Raw genomic sequence first — 16631 nt, 5'->3', positions numbered from 1 at the left:
AAGTGTCCGGGAGAACCCGGCGCAGAAGACCGATGACGAACGAGAACTTCACGGCAGCAAACCGCTTCTTGCAGGATCTTGGCTCCACCCCTGTGTCATACAAATAGGATGACAAGGTGCGTCACGTCAGACGACGCCGAGGGGGGGATAGGACGATGCGGTCTACCGTTCTGCTGGGGGTATCGATGCTGGCCCTTTCCAGCGTTGCGTCGGCGCAAGGAGGCACCCCGGCGCAGTCCGCCGCGCCGGAGCCGGTCGCCTCAGAAGCTGCCGGCCAGACGGCCGACGACCCCGCCGACATCGTCGTGACGGGCATCCGCCGCAGCCTGGAACGCGCCGCCGAGATCAAGCAGAGCGCCGCGCAGATCGTGGACTCGATCGTGTCGGAGGATATCGGCAAGTTCCCCGATCCCACCACTGCCGCAGCACTTCAGCGCGTGCCGGGCGTCCAGGTGTCGGTCACCGCATCGAACGAGATCGGCAATGTCCGCGTGCGAGGCCTGGGCGACATCCTGACCACGGTCGACGGGCGCGAGCTCATCACCACCACCGGCCGCACCTTTTCGATGCAGGACCTGCCCGCCGACGCGCTCGCGCGGGTGGACGTCGTCAAGTCCAACACTGCCGACCTGATCGAAGGCGGCATTGCCGGCATCATCGACCTGCAGCTCAACAAGCCGTTCAACTTCAAGAAGCCGACCGTCGTGGTGAACGCGCGCGGCAACTATGGGCTGAAGTCCGACCGGCTGGATCCGCAGGTCAGCATCCTGGCGACCGACACCTGGGAAACCGGGATCGGCGACATCGGCGCGCTGGTGAACGTCAGCTGGGCCAAGACCCACTACAACCACCCGCGCACCCGCGAAGGCGTGCGCCGCTCGGCACAGGGCACCAGCCTGCCCTTCAACTTGCCCGGCGTGCTGCTGCCGAACGTGGTGGAGAGCCATTCCGATTATGGCTGGTACGAGCGGCCGCAGGCCAATGCCTCGCTCCAGTGGCAGGCGTCGGACAGCGTGCAGGTCTATGCCGACGCGCTCTACACCGGCTATCGTTCACAAAGCCAATGGTCGCTCGCCAACGCGCAGCTGTTCCTGCCGGGCACCGGCATCTCCGACGTCGAAGTGTCGGACCAGTGCATCACCGCGCGCGGCCGCAACGACAGCGGACAGACGCCGCTGCCGGGCGGCACCCCCGTGACGCTGCCCGGCTTCACGGTGCAGGAGCTGTGCAAGGTCTCCTCCGCGACCTTCACCAACGCGGTGAGCGAGCAGAAGACCTACAGCTACGACAATCGCACGGACGCCTGGATGGGCGCGCTCGGTGCCCGCTACGAGGCCGATGGCGTCAGCGCCAAGGCGGAGCTGTCCTACCAGCGTTCGACCTACACGTCGGAAACGGTGTTGGCAGTGGTCAGCCAGCGGCTGCCGGTGTTCGAATATACCGCCAACACCGGCGACGGCGCGCACGTCACCACGCCCGGCGACCCCTATCTGTCGTCCGCGAACCTGGTGGTGGCCCAGGGCCTCGACCAGAATTTCAACAAATCGACCGGCGACCTGTGGCAGGCGCGGCTCGACGGCAGCTTCGACATCGACAGCAGCCTGCTGAGCAAGTTCCAGGCAGGCTTCCGCTTCGCCGACCGCTCCGCCAAGTTCCAGCAGGCGGTCCTCAACAAGGGCGCGCCGGGCGGCAGCATCGGCACCGGCACCGAAGCCACGGCGATCCGGGTCGAGGATTCAGGCCTGCCCGCGGATTACCTCTACAAGATGCCGGGCATCCCGACCTTCAACAACGGCGCGGGCGCGCTGGTCCCCGATCCGGACTTCCTGCGCTCGGACGAAGGACGCGATCTGCTGCGGGCCTTTTACGGCGTGCCGACCGGGGATCCCGCTTACCAGCCAGAACGCCGCTTCGATGCAAGCGAGCGCACCTTCGCGGGCTATGCCCAGCTGAGCTATGCGACGCCGATCGCAGGGGCGGTGACGCTGGACGGCGTCGTCGGCGTTCGCCCGACCCGGACCGAACGGACCATCACCGGGTCAAGCGTGGTTACCATCCCGGCGGCCAACGGCCAGCCGGCCCGGACCGAGATCCGCCCGCTTTCCGCCAGCACCGCCGACGTCGACATTCTCCCCAATGCCAGCGCGCGCGTGCAGTTCGGCGGTGGGCTCCAGTTCCGTGCAACCTATGCCAAGACGGTGCGACGCCCGGACTTCGCCTCGCTCAACCCCGGCCTCACCTATTCGCTGTCGACCAACCCGAACCTCCTCAACTCGGGTTCGGCCGGCAATCCGGACCTGCGCCCGCAAAAATCGGACAGCTACGACGCCAGCCTGGAATATTATTTCCCGCGCGGCTTCGTGGCGGTGGCCGCCTACAAGCGCGACATCACCGACCGGGTGGTGACGGCCTCCGCCAACGAGGTGATCGACGGCATCAACTATTCGATCAGCCGCCCCCGCAACATCGGCTCCGCCCGGCTGCAGGGCGTCGAGGTGAGCGGACAGGCGTTTTTCGACTTCCTGCCGGGCGCGCTGTCCGGGCTCGGGCTGATGGCCAACTTCACCTATGCCGATACCGAGGTGAAGGGCAGCGACCGGCTCGCCGGGCTGCCGCTGCAGGGCGTGTCGAAATACAACTACAACGTCGGGCTGTTGTTCGAGAAATACGGCTTCTCCGGCCGCCTGGTCTACACCTACCGCTCGCGATACTATGACGCGGACGAGACCGGCGGGCTCGGCATCCGCCCGCTCGAAGACGAATCCCGCGCCGCCGACCCGACCTACAATCCCCTGCTGCTCAACTATGTGAAGCCGGCCGGGCGTCTCGACCTTGGGCTCAGCTGGGACATGAACGAGCGCATCCGCTTCGATCTTGGCGGCACCAACATCCTGGGCAACAAATATCAGGGCTATTTCGCCGAGCCCTATCTCGGCAACGAATATCGCTACGACGAGACGAGCTACACGGCGGGCGTGCGGTTCCGGTTCTGACACATGACGGGAGCGCGGTCGCGCGCTCCCGACCGCCATCTGGGAGAAGAAACGATGCGTCCTGCCAGCCAGCCTTCGATCGCGGGCTCTCGCCGCCGCTTCCTCCAGAAGCTGGCGCTGCTCGGCTCGCTGGCGGCGATGGGCGGCCCGGCCAGCGCGGGACTGCTGGGTGACCTGCCGCTCGCGCCGGAGGAACCCGCCCGAACCGGCGCCCGGCGCCCCAACATGATCGTGATCATGGCCGATGACGTCGGCTATTCGGACATCGGCGCGTTCGGGGGGGAGATCGACACACCCAACCTCGACGCGCTGGCGAAGCGCTCGGTCAGCTTCGCCAACTTCTACAACATGTCGCGCTGCTGCCCGTCGCGGGCGAGCCTGCTGACCGGCCGCTATCCGCACCGCGTCAACATGGCCGGCAACGGCTCCAGCCTGTCGCGCGACGTGCCCACGGTCGCCGAGGAGCTTCGCCGCGCCGGCTACGCCACCACCATGGTCGGCAAGTGGCACCTGACCGCGGCCGTGCCGATGACCGACAAGGCCGAGCACATGAAGTGGCTCAACCACCAGGCGCACTTCGATCGCGACTTCGGCGACCGGCGCACCTATCCGGTGGCGCGCGGTTTCCAGCACCATTGGGGCATCATCTGGGGCGTGGTGAACTACCATGACCCGTTCAGCCTGGTGAACGACTTCGAGCCGGTACGATCGGTGCCCAAGGACTTCTACTTCACCGACGCGATCAGCGACCATGCGGTGGGCGAGGTGCGGCGGCTCGCCAGGGGTCGCGACCCGTTCATGATGTACCTCGCCTATACCGCCGCCCATTGGCCGCTGATGGCGCCCGAGGCGCTGATCCGGAAGTACATCCCCCGCTTCGAAGGCGGCTGGAACCAGATCCGGCAGGACCGCTATGCCCGGCAGGTGAAGCTGGGGCTGGTCGACCCGGCGGTCGATCGGCTCGACGCGGTGGAGGCCCGCTACGAGCACAACGATTCGATCCCCTGGCAGCGACTGACCGCCGAGCAGCGCGCGATCCAGGTCCGCAAGATGGCGACCCATGCCGCGATGATCGAGGTGATGGACCAGGGCATCGGCCGGCTGGTGCAGGCGCTGAAGGACAGCGGCCAATATGACGACACGCTGATCGTCTTCACCGTCGACAATGGCGCCTCGCCCGAGGTGATGGTGGAGGCAGGCTATGACCGCTGGAGCGAGACCCGCGACGGCCGCCCCGTCGCCTATGGCGAATATCCCGACCAGCAGATCGGCGGCGACCAGACGATGGCGTGCCTGGGCGCGCAATGGGCAAGCGCCGCCAACACGCCCTGGCGCTATTGGAAGGCGGAAAGCTACCAGGGCGGCACCCATGCGCCGTTCCTGATGAGCTGGCCCGCCGCGATGGCCGGGCGTGCAGGCACCACGGTGCGCGAGCCGGCGCACATCGTCGACGTGACCCCGACCCTGCTGGAGCTCGCCGGCGTGACACCACGCACCGACAAGGCACCGATGGACGGCGTCTCGCTTGCCGGCGTGTTCCTGGGCCGGGCTGTGCCAACGAACCGCCCGTTCTTTTTCGAACATTATGGCGCGCGCGCAGTCATCGACGGCCGGTGGAAGCTCGTGTCGCTCGCACCGCAGGGCGATCGGCCGGACCTGGAATGGGCGCTCTACGACCTGGAGCGGGACCGGACCGAGACTCAGGACGTGCGCCCGCTCTATCCGGAGGTCGTCGCCCGGCTGGACGGCTTGTGGATGGCCTGGGCCCGCGAGGTCGGCGTGCCTGCGCGCGGCGGCCGGATCGGCACCCCCGCCCCGGCGGCAGGCGGCCTTAGCGACTAACGGCGATAAGGGGCGAGGCTGACCCGGTCGGCCCCGCCCCTTCGCTTACTTACGCGCGTCGTCCGCGAACAGCGGCGCGTGGATGCGCGCGAACTGCTCGACCGGCAGCTTGCTCACCTCGCGGTCATAGGTGAGCAGGCCGTTCACCTCGCCCTCCACATCGGTGGTCTGCGTGTAGACGGCGGCGCTCAGGCCCAGGTCGCGCGCCTGGCGGATCACCTCGGCGAGCTTGCGGTTGTAGCGGGCCGCATAGTCCTTCTGGTCGGTCGCGGTCTGGTAGCCCCAGTTGCGCTTTTCGGCGAACCACAGATAGCCCGGGACCGGCAGGCCGATGCCGCCATATTCACCGATCACCACCGCGCGGTGCTGTTGCGGGGTCGGCACGCGCGGCACGTCCTCATAGGTGTGGATGTCATAGATGTCGGACCCGGCATCGCCCGTGTCCAGCCAGCCGGACACCTTGTTCACCACCCGGCTGGGATCCAGCTCATGGACCATCTTGGCGAGGCGGGTGGAGGCATATTGCCCCCAGCCCTCGTTGTTTACCACCCAGGTCACGATCGACGGATGGTTGCGCAGGTCCGCGATCATCCGCGTGAGCTCATATTCGAACTCGTTGGTGGTCTCCTGCGGCATCACCGCCTCGGCCTGCGAGCTCGGCCGGACGAACTGGTCCAGGCTCTCGTCTTCCTCGCCCGAGGGCATGTCCTGCCAGATCAGGATGCCCATGCGATCCGCCTCGTAGTAATATTGGGCGGGCTCCACCTTGATGTGCTTGCGCAGCATGTTGAACCCGGCGCGCTTCAGATAATCGATCTCCCAGCGGATCGCCTCTTCGGACGGCGGCGTCAGCAGGCCGTCGGGCCACCAGCCCTGGTCCAGCGTGCCGTTCTGGAAGACCGGCTTGTTGTTGAGCAGCAATTGCGGCTGGCCGGCAATCTTGCCCGGCCCCAGCGAGCTCTTGCGCATCGCGAAATAGCTGTCGACCGTGTCCACGGCGCCGCCGGTCACCTGCGCCGCGCGATAGAGCGCCGCTTCCTGCTCGGTCAGGATCGCGTCGCCGCGGTTGCGGTGCGGGCTCTTGTCCGCATCGTCCGCATAGGGGCTGCGCACCTTCACCAGCTCGACCTTCAGGTCATAGAGGAACGGGTCCTCCGGCGACCAGAGATGCGCGTTCGGGATCGGCAGGCTGGCGTGGCGATTGCCGCGCACCAGCGTGCTGGCCACCGTGCGCCCCTTGGACGAAGCGGTGATCCGCACCGCATCGCTGTCACTGGCACTGCGGTTGAGCGCCACGTCGACGTCGAGCACGCCGCGGTCGATGTCGGGCGTGATCTTCATGTCCTGGATGTGCAGCGCGGGGACCGGCTCCAGCCACACCGTCTGCCAGATGCCGCTGACGGGCGTGTACCAGATGCTGTTGGGGTTGAGCTGCTGCTTGCCGCGCGGCTGGGCACCCGTGGACGTAGGATCGGTGACCTGGACGACGAGCTCGTTCTGGCCCGGTTTCAGATAGTCGGTGATGTCGATCGCAAACGCGTCCGATCCGCCGCGGTGCGAGCCCGCGATGCTGCCGTTGACGAGGATATGGGCCTCGTAATCGACCGCGCCGAAGTTCAGCAGGACGCGCTGGCCCTGCCAGTCCGCTGGGATGGTGACGGTGCGGCGGTACCAGAGGCGATCGTTGGGCCCGACCTTGCGCGCGACCCCGGACAATTTGGACTCGACCGCGAACGGCACCAGGATCTTGCCGTCGTGCGCCTGGAGCTGCGCCTCCGTCTTGGGGCGGATGGCATAGTCCCATTCGCCGTTCAGGTTGATCCAGCGGCTGCGCTTGAGCTGCGGGCGCGGATAGCTGCGCCAGGCATTGTCGGGCCGGACCTGCCTGCCCCAGCGAGTCATCAGGTTGCTGGTATAGACGCGATCGGCCTGCCCGGCGGCAGCGGCCCCCGCCTGCCCTGCCGGCGTGGATTGCGCCGTCGCTACCACCGGCATGGCCGCCAGCGCGGTTGCCAACGCAGCCTGCGAAATGAGCTTCAACATCGCTCCCCTCTCCCTTGTATGTTTTGGTGCAGGCTAGCGTCGGACCCGGGCCACTCGCAAGCTTTGATCCGAGTGATCATATTTCTTATGATGTCCGGCATGGAGGCGCGGATGTCATCGACGAACGATCCGGAAGCGATGCGCTTCATCCCGGGCGGCAGCTTCACCATGGGGTCGGAGCGCTTCTACGACGATGAGCGTCCGACCCGCCGAGTGGCGGTGCACGGCTTCTGGATCGACGAGACGCCCGTCACCAACCGGCAGTTCGCCGCCTTTGTGGAGGCCACGGGATACCGCACCCTTGCCGAGGAAGCGCCCGATCCCCGCGACTATCCGGGCCTGGACCCCGCACTTGCCGTTCCGGGATCGCTGGTCTTTCAGCGCAGCGCGCAGCCGGTGCCGCTCGACGATCACGGCCGCTGGTGGGCGTTCGTCGCGGGCGCCGATTGGCGCCACCCGACCGGCCCCGACAGCAGCATCGACGCGCTGCTCGACCATCCGGTGGTCCATGTCGCGCACCGCGATGCCGAGGCCTATGCCGCCTGGTCGGGCAAGGCGCTGCCGACTGAGGCGGAATGGGAATTGGCGGCACGCGGCGGCATCGACGGCGCCGAATATGCCTGGGGCGACGAACTCGCGCCCGGCGGCGCCATCCTCGCCAACTACTGGCAGGGCATGTTCCCCTTCGCCAACCAGCGCGCGGACGGCGGCTATCGCACGACGCCGGTGCGCAGCTTCCCCGCCAACGGCCACGCGCTGTTCGACATGATCGGCAACGTCTGGGAGTGGACAAGCGACTGGTATGCGACCGCAAAGGCGCTCAGGCCCGCCCCCGGCGGCGGCGCGCGCAAGGCGAGTTGCTGCGCCATCCGCAACCCGCGCGGCGGAACCCTGCGCGGAAGCATGGAGGCATCCGGCCCGGACCTGGGCCGCGGCCGCAAGGTGGTAAAGGGCGGCTCCCACCTGTGCGCCGCCAACTATTGCCAGCGCTATCGCCCGGCCGCCCGCCACCCGCAGACGCTCGACAGCACCACCTCCCACATCGGCTTCCGCTGCGTCCGCCGGGTGTAGGCGGGGCGCCCACGCCTACTGGATATACACCCCCACCACCTTCCAGCTCTCGCCTTCGCGGTCGAGCGACACGGTTTCGGTCGCGCCGCGCTTGTTCTCGAAATCGGTGCGGAAGCGGACCATGTGGTAGCCCTTGGGCGGTGCGGGGACGTCCTCTGCACTCAGCAGCTGGCGCGACAGCATGCGGCCAAGCGGCACGCGCGCCTGTTCGGAGGCGGCTTGCCAGGCGGCGACCGTATTGAGCGACTGGAACGACTGGCCGGTCGCGGCCCAGCTTTCCTGCCACTTGCCCGCGTCGAGCAGGGCAAGAAAGGCGGACGCCGCGCGGGTAACGGCGCTCTCGGTCGCGGGCGCGGCGGCGGCGGGCTGGGCGTCGGGCGCCTGCGTGCCGGCCTGGGGCGGCTGGCCGGGCGTCGACAGGGCGAGCAGGGTGATCAGGAACGGGATCATGACGAGTCCTCCGATGGCCCAGGCCGCTTTCGGGGGTGAAGGCGGCTCGGTGCTGGGCTGTCCCGACTGCTCGTCGATCGGCACGGGCGGGGCATCCCCGAACCTTGTGTCCCCCAGGCTTTGGGGGACGGCTTCGCGCTGGCGCAGCAGGCGCGCGGCCTCCTTGCTGGTGGAGACGGAGAGCTTGCGCCGGGCGTCCCGCAGCCGCTCGTTGATGGTGTGCACCGACAGGTCGAGGTGACGCGCCATCGACTTGGCGTCATGCCCCTCCAGCAGCAGGCGAAGCGTCTGCTTCTCCTTCTCGGTGAGTGCCTGGAGCCCGTCGGCCATGACCGCCATTCCCTGTCCTTTCGCGGGCGGATGCTAGGGCGCGGGCGGGGCGCGGGTCACCCCAAAATCCTTGTACCTGTGCGGCGGGCGCGCCGTTTAGACGGAGGTGTGCGCCGGTACGCCGTTGAGCAGCCCCTCGGTGCTCAGGTCCTCGTCGATCTCGGGCCAGTGGATCCCGTAGCCGCCAGCGCATGGCTCCCAGATGGTGCGCTGCTCCGGGGTGGCGTGGAGGAGGCGGGGGTACCAGGCGAGCGGCACCGAAATGGTGCGGCCGTCGATCAGGTCGACCGTGAGAGTGGAGTCGTCACAGCGCACATCCTGCACGCGCTCATCCGCGATCTTAGCCGAAATGTTCATGCCATGCCTCCAGCAGCACCGCCCGGTGGTCTGCGACCAGACGCAATATGGCATTGATCTCGGGCGGTCGGAAGCCGCGGTTGCGTGCGAGTTCGATCGGATCCAGCCACGCTTTGAGAGTGGCCCCACCCCGGTCGACATGGACGTGGGGCGGCTCATTCGGTTCGTGGCTGAAGAAATAGGAGCGGCAGCCCTCGATCCGGAGAATGGTCGGCATCGATGATCCTTTCATTCGATGCCTGAACATTGCCGCGAGAGTGGCTTCCGTCACGGGGAATTGAAACCAGAAGTAACCCCGTGACGGAGGTTAATAGCTGCAAATTACTCCGCAGCGGGCAAATACACCTCGCTACCCCGCTCGCGGAAGCGGTCGCTCATTTGGGCCATGCCGGCTTCGGCATCCTCGGCGGCAACGAAGCTTTCCACCGGGGCGTTCTGCTTCGCCGCGAACTCCCGCACTTCCTGCGTGATCTTCATCGAGCAGAACTTCGGCCCGCACATCGAGCAGAAGTGCGCGGTCTTCGCGCCTTCCGCCGGCAGCGTCTGGTCGTGGTAGCTCTCCGCCGTGTCGGGATCGAGGCTCAGGTTGAACTGGTCGCGCCAGCGGAACTCGAAGCGGGCGCGGCTGAGCGCATCGTCGCGCAGCTTGGCGGCCGGGTGCCCCTTGGCGAGATCGGCGGCGTGGGCGGCGAGCTTGTAGGTGACGACGCCGACCTTCACGTCGTCGCGGTCGGGCAGGCCCAGATGCTCCTTGGGCGTGACGTAGCAGAGCATCGCCGTGCCGTACCAACCGATCATCGCGGCGCCGATGCCCGAGGTGATGTGGTCATAGCCCGGCGCGATGTCGGTGGTGAGCGGCCCGAGCGTGTAGAAGGGCGCCTCGCCACAGGCCTCCAGCTGCTTGTCCATGTTCTCCTTGATCTTGTGCATCGGCACGTGGCCGGGGCCCTCGATCATCACCTGGACGTCCTGGTCCCAGGCGCGCTTGGTGAGCTCGCCCAGGGTGTAGAGCTCGGAGAACTGGGCCTCGTCATTGGCGTCGGCGATGGAGCCGGGGCGCAGGCCGTCGCCGAGCGAATAGGCGATGTCATACGCCTTCATGATCTCGGTGATCTCGTCGAAGCGCTCGTAGAGGAAGCTCTCCTTGTGGTGCGCCAGGCACCATTTCGCCATGATCGAGCCGCCGCGGCTGACGATGCCGGTGACGCGCTTGGCGGTCATCGGGATGTACGGCAGGCGGACGCCCGCATGAATCGTGAAATAGTCGACGCCCTGCTCGGCCTGTTCGATCAGCGTGTCGCGGAAGATCTCCCAGGTCAGCTCCTCAGCGATGCCGCCGACCTTTTCGAGCGCCTGGTAGATCGGCACAGTGCCGATCGGCACGGGCGAGTTGCGCAGGATCCACTCGCGCGTGTCGTGGATGTTGCGGCCGGTCGACAGGTCCATGACCGTGTCGGCGCCCCAGCGGATCGACCAGACGAGCTTGTCGACTTCGGCCGCGACGTTGGAAGCGACGGCGGAATTGCCGATGTTGGCGTTGATCTTGACCAGGAAGTTGCGACCGATCGCCATCGGCTCGGATTCGGGGTGGTTGACGTTGTTGGGGATGATCGCCCGCCCGCGGGCAACCTCGTCCCGGACGAACTCGGGCGTCACGAAGTCGGGGATGGCGGCGCCCCAGCTGTTGCCGTCGCGGGTCGCGGCCTCGTGCATCGCCGCGCGGCCGAGGTTTTCGCGCGCCGCCACATATTCCATCTCGGGCGTGACGATGCCGCGGCGGGCATAGTGCATCTGGCTGACGTTGGCGCCGGGGTTTGCGCGCAAGGGGCGCTGGATCAGGCGCGGGAAGCGCGGCACGCCACCCGACCGGTCGGGGCCGAGCTGGCCGTTGTCCTCGGGCCGGATCTCGCGCGCGTCATAGGCCTCGACATCGCCGCGGCTCTCGATCCACGCGCGGCGCAGCTGCGGCAGGCCCGCCATGATGTCGATCTGCGCGGCGGGGTCCGTATAGGGCCCCGAGGTGTCGTAGACGCGCAGCGGCGGCTCGCCCGAGCTGGGATCGAGGTCGATCTCACGCATCGCGACGCGGATGGCCGGGTTGCCGGGCGCCGGCACGTGCACCTTGCGCGAGCCGCGGATGGGGCCGGTGGTCACGCCGATCGGATTTGCTTCAATGTCTGCCATGGTTCCACTCCACATGGAGGAAACGGGCGTTGGCCGACCGCTCCCTCCCTACGCCGGTGTCAGCCGGATCAGGTTCAGCGGGTCGTGGGCTCCTGCCCACCTCTCAACCGCGGCATAGCGGTCCCCCGGGGATGCGAGCAGTGTACGCGCGTTCGCGGCGCAGGCCAAGCGATGATGCGTGCGGACGAGGTCGGCGGCGAAAACGGCTGGCGTCGGCGCGCGCGCTTTGCTAGGCGCATCCACCGGCCGGCACCCGTAGCTCAGCTGGATAGAGCGCTGCCCTCCGAAGGCAGAGGCCACAGGTTCGAATCCTGTCGGGTGCACCATTCTCGATCAGCTTTGGGCACTGCGTCCGCTGCCTTGGCGAAGGCGACGGACACGAGGCCTCATGCGCTCGCGCGGGGCTCAGAAGAGCCCCGGCACCTCACGCTGGGCAGGCGTCGGCCGCTGCGGCGTCAGCAGCTGGCGTTCGGGCGGACGGCCGAGCCCTACCGATCGCGCAGCGCTGGCGGTCGCGGCCATGCCGGTGATCGGCGAGCAGCTGCGCCCGGCCAGGAAGTCCAGCGCCTGGCGCACCGAAGCCTCGCGCGGATCGCCCAGCGGGTAGCTGATGTCGTCATAGGCCTGGCAGCTGTTCGGCACCGTGCTGGCGAGGCCGTTGTAATAGTCCGCGTTGCCGGCCGCATTCTGCACGGCCAGCGCGATCACCCGCAGCCGGTCGTCGCAGGCGGTCTTGTCGAGCGCGATCTGGCCCACCGGCTTGCCATAGGTGTTGCTCCCCACCAGCGCCATGTTGGTGCCGAGGTACGGCACAAAGCCGTTGATCACCATCTCGCTGGCGGACGCCGTGCCGCCGGTGCCGATAAAGGCGACACGGGTCGGCGCGACCGATTCGGGTTGTGGCGTGAAGGTGCTGGACTCGTTGTTCTCCGCCTTGGACGGGCGGAAGGTGATCCTGGTGAACACCTCGCTCGTCTGGCGATTGGCGCCCATCAGGTCGCCCATCAGCTCGGCGATGCTGATCAGCCCGCCGCCGTTGTAGCGCAGGTCCACCACCAGGTCGGTGATCCCCTGTGCGCGGAAGCTCGCAAAGGCTGCACGCAGCTGCGGGTCGGCGGTGCCGATAAAGGTGCGCAGGTTGAGGTAGCCGACGCGCCTGCCGCCATCCTCCAGGATCTTGGCGCCATAGCGGTCCGACACCGGCTGCAGCGCAAAGTCGGCCATCGCCACCGTCACGTTGCGCGTGCCCGCCGTGTCGCGGATCTGCATCACCCGCGTGGTGCCAACCGCGCTGTCGCCCAGCGCCGCGTTCAGCGCGTCGGTGGTGCCCGAGCTCATGAGGCTCGCCACCGTTTGCAGGCTGCCCGCGCTGGCGCCCAGCGCCACGATCTCGGTGCCGCGGTCGATCCCGGCGGCAAGCGCCGGTGCCCCTTCGAACGCCTCGGTCACGAACAGCCGGTTGTCGTCCGTCAGCCCCAGGCGGAAGCCATAGCCGGCGCTGGACCCCGCCTCATAATAGGCGTTCTCCTCGGCGATCGAGGTGCGATAGGTGAAGTACCGGTCGCGCCCCTGCGCCCGCGCATTGGCGGTCAGCGCGTCGACATAGGCATCGACGCTCGCATAGGGCGCCGGATCCAGGCTCGCCGGCAGCGTTTCGGGGAACAGATACCATTCGTTGAGCTGCGCCGCCGCCCAGTCCTGACGCTCGCGCAGCGAGCAGCCCGCGGTCTGGGTGGGAGTCGGCGTCGGCGTGGGGGTCGGGGCGGCGACCACGCCGCGGCCCGAGTCACCCCCGCCGCCACCGCATGCAGACAACAGCGCCAGCGCGCTCAGGACTGCACCGAACCGCATCTGCTTCATGAAAAATCCCCTCTTTTCCCAACAGTCTATCGGGGAATTGGCAGGGCACCAGCCGTTTTCTTGTCGCGACTTGCACGAATAGCCGGGCTCTCAAGTCGCGGTCTTGCGTTGATCCGCCATGACTGCCGATTCCGCTCCGCTCGAACCGATGGAAGCCAGGCTCGCCGCTGAACTGCCGGAGGGCGCCGGCTGGCAGTTCGAACCCAAATGGGACGGCTTCCGCTGCCTGGCCGTCAAGCAGGGCGACACCGTGCTGCTCTGGTCCAAGTCCGGCAAGCCGCTCGCCCGCTACTTCCCCGAAGTGGCCACCATGCTCGCCGCACTTCCCGGCGATTTCGTGCTCGATGGAGAACTGCTGATCCCGGTCGGCACGACGCTGTCGTTCGGCGCGCTCCAGATGCGCCTCCACCCGGCAGAAAGCCGCATCCGCCGTTTGTCAGTGGAGACCCCTGCCCGGCTGATGCTGTTCGACTGCCTCGCTGCCGAGGGTGAGACGCTGGCGGATCGCCCGCTGTCGGAACGCCGCGCCGCGCTGGAGCGCTTCCACGCCCGGCACCGTTCGCAATCGCTGCGCCTCTCGCCAACCACCGAAGACCCGCAGGTGGCACGTCGCTGGCTCGGCGGCACCGGTGCCGCGCTCGACGGCGTCGTCGCCAAGCCGCTCGCCGAACCCTATCGCCCCGGCGAGCGCGCGATGGTGAAGGTCAAGCGCATGCGCACCGCCGACTGCGTGGTCGGCGGCTTCCGCTATGCAAGCGGGCGGCCGGAAGTCGGCTCGCTGCTGCTCGGCCTCTATGACGACGCCGGTCTGCTCCACCATGTCGGCTTCACCAGCGGCCTCCCGGCGGCCGAGCGCGCCGAGCTTACCGCACGGCTGGAGGCGCTCGTCGAGGCGCCCGGCTTCACCGGTGACGCGCCCGGCGGCCCCAGCCGCTGGTCGACCGAGCGTTCCGCGCAATGGCAGCCACTGCGCCCCGAACTGGTGGTGGAAGTGCGCTACGACCAGGTCACCGACCGCCGCTTCCGCCACGGCACCGCGCTGCTGCGCTGGCGTCCCGACAAGGCGCCCGGCCAGTGTACCTTCGCCCAGCTGGAGGAAGAAGCCCGCCCGGCGGTGGTGGAGGCGGCGATCGGCGGAGGGTAAGGGAACGCCTCGCAAACCCTCCTCATGCTCCTGCGCAGGCAGGAGCCCAGAGCCAAGTAGCGCCTCGCTGAGTAACCCTGGGCTCCTGCCTGCGCAGGAGCACGGGGTCTCAGCCCACCCCAAACCTCGACATGCCCCGACCGCGGCCGCTACAGCGCCCCCATGCCCGCCGATCCCGTGTCCGTCCTGCAATCCACCTTCGGCTTTCCCGGCTTCCGCGGTGTCCAGGGCCAGGTGGTAGAGCGGGTGCTCGCCGGCCAGCGCACCCTCGCCGTCATGCCCACCGGCGCCGGCAAGTCGCTCACCTACCAGTTGCCTTCCGTGGTGCTCGACGGCACCTGCGTGGTCATCTCGCCCTTGATCGCGCTGATGCACGACCAGCTGCGCGCCGCCACCGCCGTCGGCATCCGCGCCGGCACGCTGACGTCCGTCGACGAGAACCGCCAGGAGACGATCGCCCGCTTCCGCGCCGGCGAACTCGACCTGCTCTATGTGGCGCCCGAACGCGCCTCCAGCGGCCATTTCCGCGACCTCCTCGGCCAGGCACCGCTCAGCCTGTTCGCGATCGACGAGGCGCATTGCGTCAGCGAATGGGGCCATGACTTTCGCCCCGACTATCGCCTGCTGCGCCCGCTGTTCGACCAGTTCCCGGACGTGCCGCGGCTGGCGCTCACCGCCACCGCCGACGCCCACACCCGCGCCGACATCCTCGAGCAGCTGGGCATTCCCGAAGAGGGCATGATCGTCGCCGGCTTCGACCGGCCCAACATCCGCTATGCGATCACTCCGCGTGACAACACCACGCGCCAGATCGCCGACATCCTCGCCGAGCACCCCGGCCCCGGCATCGTCTACGCCCCCACCCGCGCCGCGACCGAGCGGCTGGCCGCAGCACTCTCGACCCCCAAACGCGAGGTCCGCGCCTATCACGCCGGCCTCGACCCTGCCGTGCGCCAGCGCAACCAGGCCGATTTCGTCGCGAGCGAGGACATGGTGATGGTCGCCACCGTCGCTTTCGGCATGGGCATCGACAAGCCCGACGTCCGCTTCGTGGCCCACGCGGGGCTGCCCAAGTCGATCGAGGGCTATTACCAGGAAACCGGCCGCGCCGGCCGCGACGGCGACCCGGCGGTCGCCCACCTGTTCTGGGGCGCCGACGACTTCGCTCGTGCCCGCCAGCGCATCGGTGAGGTCGAGGCGGAGCGCCAGCCCGGCGAACGCGCGCGCCTGAACGCGCTCGGCGCGCTGGTCGAGACCGCCGGCTGCCGCCGCGCGATCCTGCTCGCCCATTTCGGCGAGACGCCGCCCGACACCTGCGGCAATTGCGACAACTGCCTCAACCCGCCCGCCGCCGTCGATGCGACCGAAACGGCGCGCAAGTTCCTCTCGGCCGTGTTCCGCACCGGCCAGATGTTCGGCGTCGGCTATATCGAGCAGGTGCTGCAGGGCCAGTCGACCGAGCGCAGCATGACCAACGGGCATGAGTCGCTGTCGGTGTGGGGCATCGTCGAGGCGGAGGAAGCGCATCTCCTCAAACCCGTCGCCCGCGCCCTGCTGCTGCGCGACGCGGTCCGCGCCAATCCGCACGGCGGGCTGGAGTTCGGCCCCGGCGCGCGCGGGCTCTTGAAGGGTGAGGCGACGCTCAAGCTCGTGCTCCCGCCCAAGCGCGACCGCCGCCGCCGCGGCGCGGCCGGCGCTACCCCCAATCCGATCGGCAACCCGCTGTTCGAAGCGCTGCGCCGCCGCCGCCGCGAGCTTGCCGAAGAGGCGTCGGTGCCGCCCTATGTGATCTTCCACGACTCCGTCCTGCGCGACATGGCGACCATGCGCCCGTCGAACCTTCAGGCGCTCGGCCGCATCACCGGCGTTGGCGCGCGCAAGCTGGAGGCGTATGGCGACGCCTTTCTCCAGGTCATCCGCGAGGCAGCATGATCCGCACCATCGACAGCAAGGTCTCCGTCGCCCCCCAGATTCTCCCTGTGCAGATGCCGGACATCGCGGCGGCAGGCTTCGTCGCGATCGTCAACAACCGCCCCGACGACGAGGAGCCGGGCCAGCCTAGCGGCGCCGAAATCCAGGCGGCGGCCGAGGCGGCGGGCCTGGCGTATACCGCCATCCCCGTGACGCACGCCGGCTTCGGCCACGGCCAGCTCGACGCGATGCGCGCAGCCCTGGATGCCGCCGACGGCCCGGTGCTCGCCTATTGCCGCTCGGGCACCCGCTCCTGCAACCTGTGGGCGCTGGCCGAGGCCAAGAACGGCACGGACTCCGCCGAGCTGGTCGAAAAGGCCGCGGGCGCCGGCTACGACCTGTCGGGCATCCGTCCCACCCTGGACGCGTTGAGCGGCCGGTGAGCC

12 protein-coding genes, 1 tRNA gene and 1 riboswitch are annotated in these 16631 nt (G+C 68.4%); of the genes, 7 read left to right on the top strand and 6 right to left on the bottom strand.

What is annotated here, in order from left to right:
* Positions 1 to 155 precede the first annotated feature (155 nt).
* Both LK533_RS13770 and LK533_RS13765 read left to right on the top strand, forming a co-directional pair.
* Complete coding sequence (locus tag LK533_RS13770) at positions 156 to 2993, top strand: TonB-dependent receptor (protein ID WP_229363643.1); 2838 nt, start codon at positions 156 to 158, stop codon at positions 2991 to 2993.
* Positions 2994 to 3047: 54 nt separating this feature from the next.
* Positions 3048 to 4835 carry an arylsulfatase gene (locus LK533_RS13765; protein WP_229363642.1) on the top strand — a complete coding sequence of 596 codons (1788 nt, stop codon included), beginning with the start codon at positions 3048 to 3050 and terminating at the stop codon, positions 4833 to 4835.
* Between the two features lie 45 nt (positions 4836 to 4880).
* On the opposite strand, the gene LK533_RS13760 is transcribed toward LK533_RS13765, so the two are convergent.
* A complete protein-coding gene (locus tag LK533_RS13760; RefSeq protein WP_229363641.1) occupies positions 4881 to 6878 on the bottom strand; it encodes a glycoside hydrolase family 2 protein in 1998 nt (665 codons plus the stop codon).
* A gap of 138 nt (positions 6879 to 7016) precedes the next feature.
* Between LK533_RS13760 and LK533_RS13755 the strand changes: the two genes are divergently transcribed.
* Positions 7017 to 7949 (top strand): formylglycine-generating enzyme family protein, encoded by a 933-nt coding sequence (locus LK533_RS13755; RefSeq protein ID WP_229363668.1) that lies wholly within the window; start codon positions 7017 to 7019, stop codon positions 7947 to 7949.
* A gap of 15 nt (positions 7950 to 7964) precedes the next feature.
* On the opposite strand, the gene LK533_RS13750 is transcribed toward LK533_RS13755, so the two are convergent.
* The 4 genes from LK533_RS13750 to thiC all read right to left on the bottom strand — a co-directional run bounded on the left by LK533_RS13750 (position 7965) and on the right by thiC (position 11270).
* Entirely contained in the window at positions 7965 to 8729 is a 765-nt protein-coding gene (locus LK533_RS13750) for a helix-turn-helix domain-containing protein (RefSeq protein WP_229363640.1), read from the bottom strand.
* A 96-nt stretch (positions 8730 to 8825) separates the two neighbouring features.
* The gene (locus LK533_RS13745) at positions 8826 to 9086 is read right to left on the bottom strand and encodes a DUF2442 domain-containing protein (protein ID WP_229363639.1); all 261 of its coding nucleotides are present in this window, start codon (positions 9084 to 9086) and stop codon (positions 8826 to 8828) included.
* The gene (locus LK533_RS13740) at positions 9070 to 9303 is read right to left on the bottom strand and encodes a DUF4160 domain-containing protein (RefSeq protein ID WP_229363638.1); all 234 of its coding nucleotides are present in this window, start codon (positions 9301 to 9303) and stop codon (positions 9070 to 9072) included. The genes LK533_RS13745 and LK533_RS13740 overlap by 17 nt, the downstream gene beginning before the upstream one ends.
* A gap of 104 nt (positions 9304 to 9407) precedes the next feature.
* Positions 9408 to 11270, bottom strand: coding sequence for a phosphomethylpyrimidine synthase ThiC (thiC, locus tag LK533_RS13735; RefSeq protein ID WP_229363637.1), 1863 nt, complete (start codon positions 11268 to 11270; stop codon positions 9408 to 9410).
* Positions 11271 to 11311: 41 nt separating this feature from the next.
* Positions 11312 to 11402, bottom strand: a riboswitch (TPP riboswitch).
* Positions 11403 to 11519: 117 nt separating this feature from the next.
* On the opposite strand from thiC, the gene LK533_RS13730 reads away from it, so the two are divergent.
* Positions 11520 to 11596, top strand: a tRNA-Arg gene (locus LK533_RS13730).
* Between the two features lie 79 nt (positions 11597 to 11675).
* Here LK533_RS13730 and LK533_RS13725 read toward each other — a convergent pair.
* Entirely contained in the window at positions 11676 to 13130 is a 1455-nt protein-coding gene (locus LK533_RS13725) for a S41 family peptidase (RefSeq protein WP_229363636.1), read from the bottom strand.
* A 118-nt stretch (positions 13131 to 13248) separates the two neighbouring features.
* On the opposite strand from LK533_RS13725, the gene LK533_RS13720 reads away from it, so the two are divergent.
* From LK533_RS13720 to LK533_RS13710, 3 genes are all read left to right on the top strand, one after another.
* Positions 13249 to 14274: an ATP-dependent DNA ligase gene (locus LK533_RS13720; protein WP_229363635.1), complete on the top strand. Its 1026-nt coding sequence runs from the start codon at positions 13249 to 13251 to the stop codon at positions 14272 to 14274.
* A gap of 162 nt (positions 14275 to 14436) precedes the next feature.
* Positions 14437 to 16206 (top strand): DNA helicase RecQ, encoded by a 1770-nt coding sequence (gene recQ / locus LK533_RS13715; protein ID WP_229363634.1) that lies wholly within the window; start codon positions 14437 to 14439, stop codon positions 16204 to 16206.
* On the top strand, positions 16203 to 16628 hold the full coding sequence (locus LK533_RS13710; protein ID WP_229363633.1) for a TIGR01244 family sulfur transferase: 426 nt from the start codon (positions 16203 to 16205) through the stop codon (positions 16626 to 16628). The genes recQ and LK533_RS13710 overlap by 4 nt, the downstream gene beginning before the upstream one ends.
* Positions 16629 to 16631: the final 3 nt, after the last annotated feature.

Source organism: Sphingomonas sp. PL-96, from assembly GCF_020707215.1.
In the GTDB taxonomy this organism is placed as follows: domain Bacteria; phylum Pseudomonadota; class Alphaproteobacteria; order Sphingomonadales; family Sphingomonadaceae; genus Sphingomonas.
Note: the sequence above shows the minus strand (reverse complement) of the source record. Positions and strands in the feature narration are given on the sequence as shown.

Excerpts from the sequence above, each read along its gene's own strand:
- LK533_RS13770 (WP_229363643.1), top strand. The coding sequence starts at position 156 with ATGCGGTCTACCGTTCTGCTGGGGGTATCGATGCTGGCCCTTTCCAGC.
- LK533_RS13765 (WP_229363642.1), top strand. The coding sequence starts at position 3,048 with ATGCGTCCTGCCAGCCAGCCTTCGATCGCGGGCTCTCGCCGCCGCTTC.
- LK533_RS13760 (WP_229363641.1), bottom strand. The coding sequence starts at position 6,878 with ATGTTGAAGCTCATTTCGCAGGCTGCGTTGGCAACCGCGCTGGCGGCC.
- LK533_RS13755 (WP_229363668.1), top strand. The coding sequence starts at position 7,017 with ATGCGCTTCATCCCGGGCGGCAGCTTCACCATGGGGTCGGAGCGCTTC.
- LK533_RS13750 (WP_229363640.1), bottom strand. The coding sequence starts at position 8,729 with ATGGCCGACGGGCTCCAGGCACTCACCGAGAAGGAGAAGCAGACGCTT.
- LK533_RS13745 (WP_229363639.1), bottom strand. The coding sequence starts at position 9,086 with ATGAACATTTCGGCTAAGATCGCGGATGAGCGCGTGCAGGATGTGCGC.
- LK533_RS13740 (WP_229363638.1), bottom strand. The coding sequence starts at position 9,303 with ATGCCGACCATTCTCCGGATCGAGGGCTGCCGCTCCTATTTCTTCAGC.
- thiC (WP_229363637.1), bottom strand. The coding sequence starts at position 11,270 with ATGGCAGACATTGAAGCAAATCCGATCGGCGTGACCACCGGCCCCATC.
- LK533_RS13725 (WP_229363636.1), bottom strand. The coding sequence starts at position 13,130 with ATGAAGCAGATGCGGTTCGGTGCAGTCCTGAGCGCGCTGGCGCTGTTG.
- LK533_RS13720 (WP_229363635.1), top strand. The coding sequence starts at position 13,249 with ATGACTGCCGATTCCGCTCCGCTCGAACCGATGGAAGCCAGGCTCGCC.
- recQ (WP_229363634.1), top strand. The coding sequence starts at position 14,437 with ATGCCCGCCGATCCCGTGTCCGTCCTGCAATCCACCTTCGGCTTTCCC.
- LK533_RS13710 (WP_229363633.1), top strand. The coding sequence starts at position 16,203 with ATGATCCGCACCATCGACAGCAAGGTCTCCGTCGCCCCCCAGATTCTC.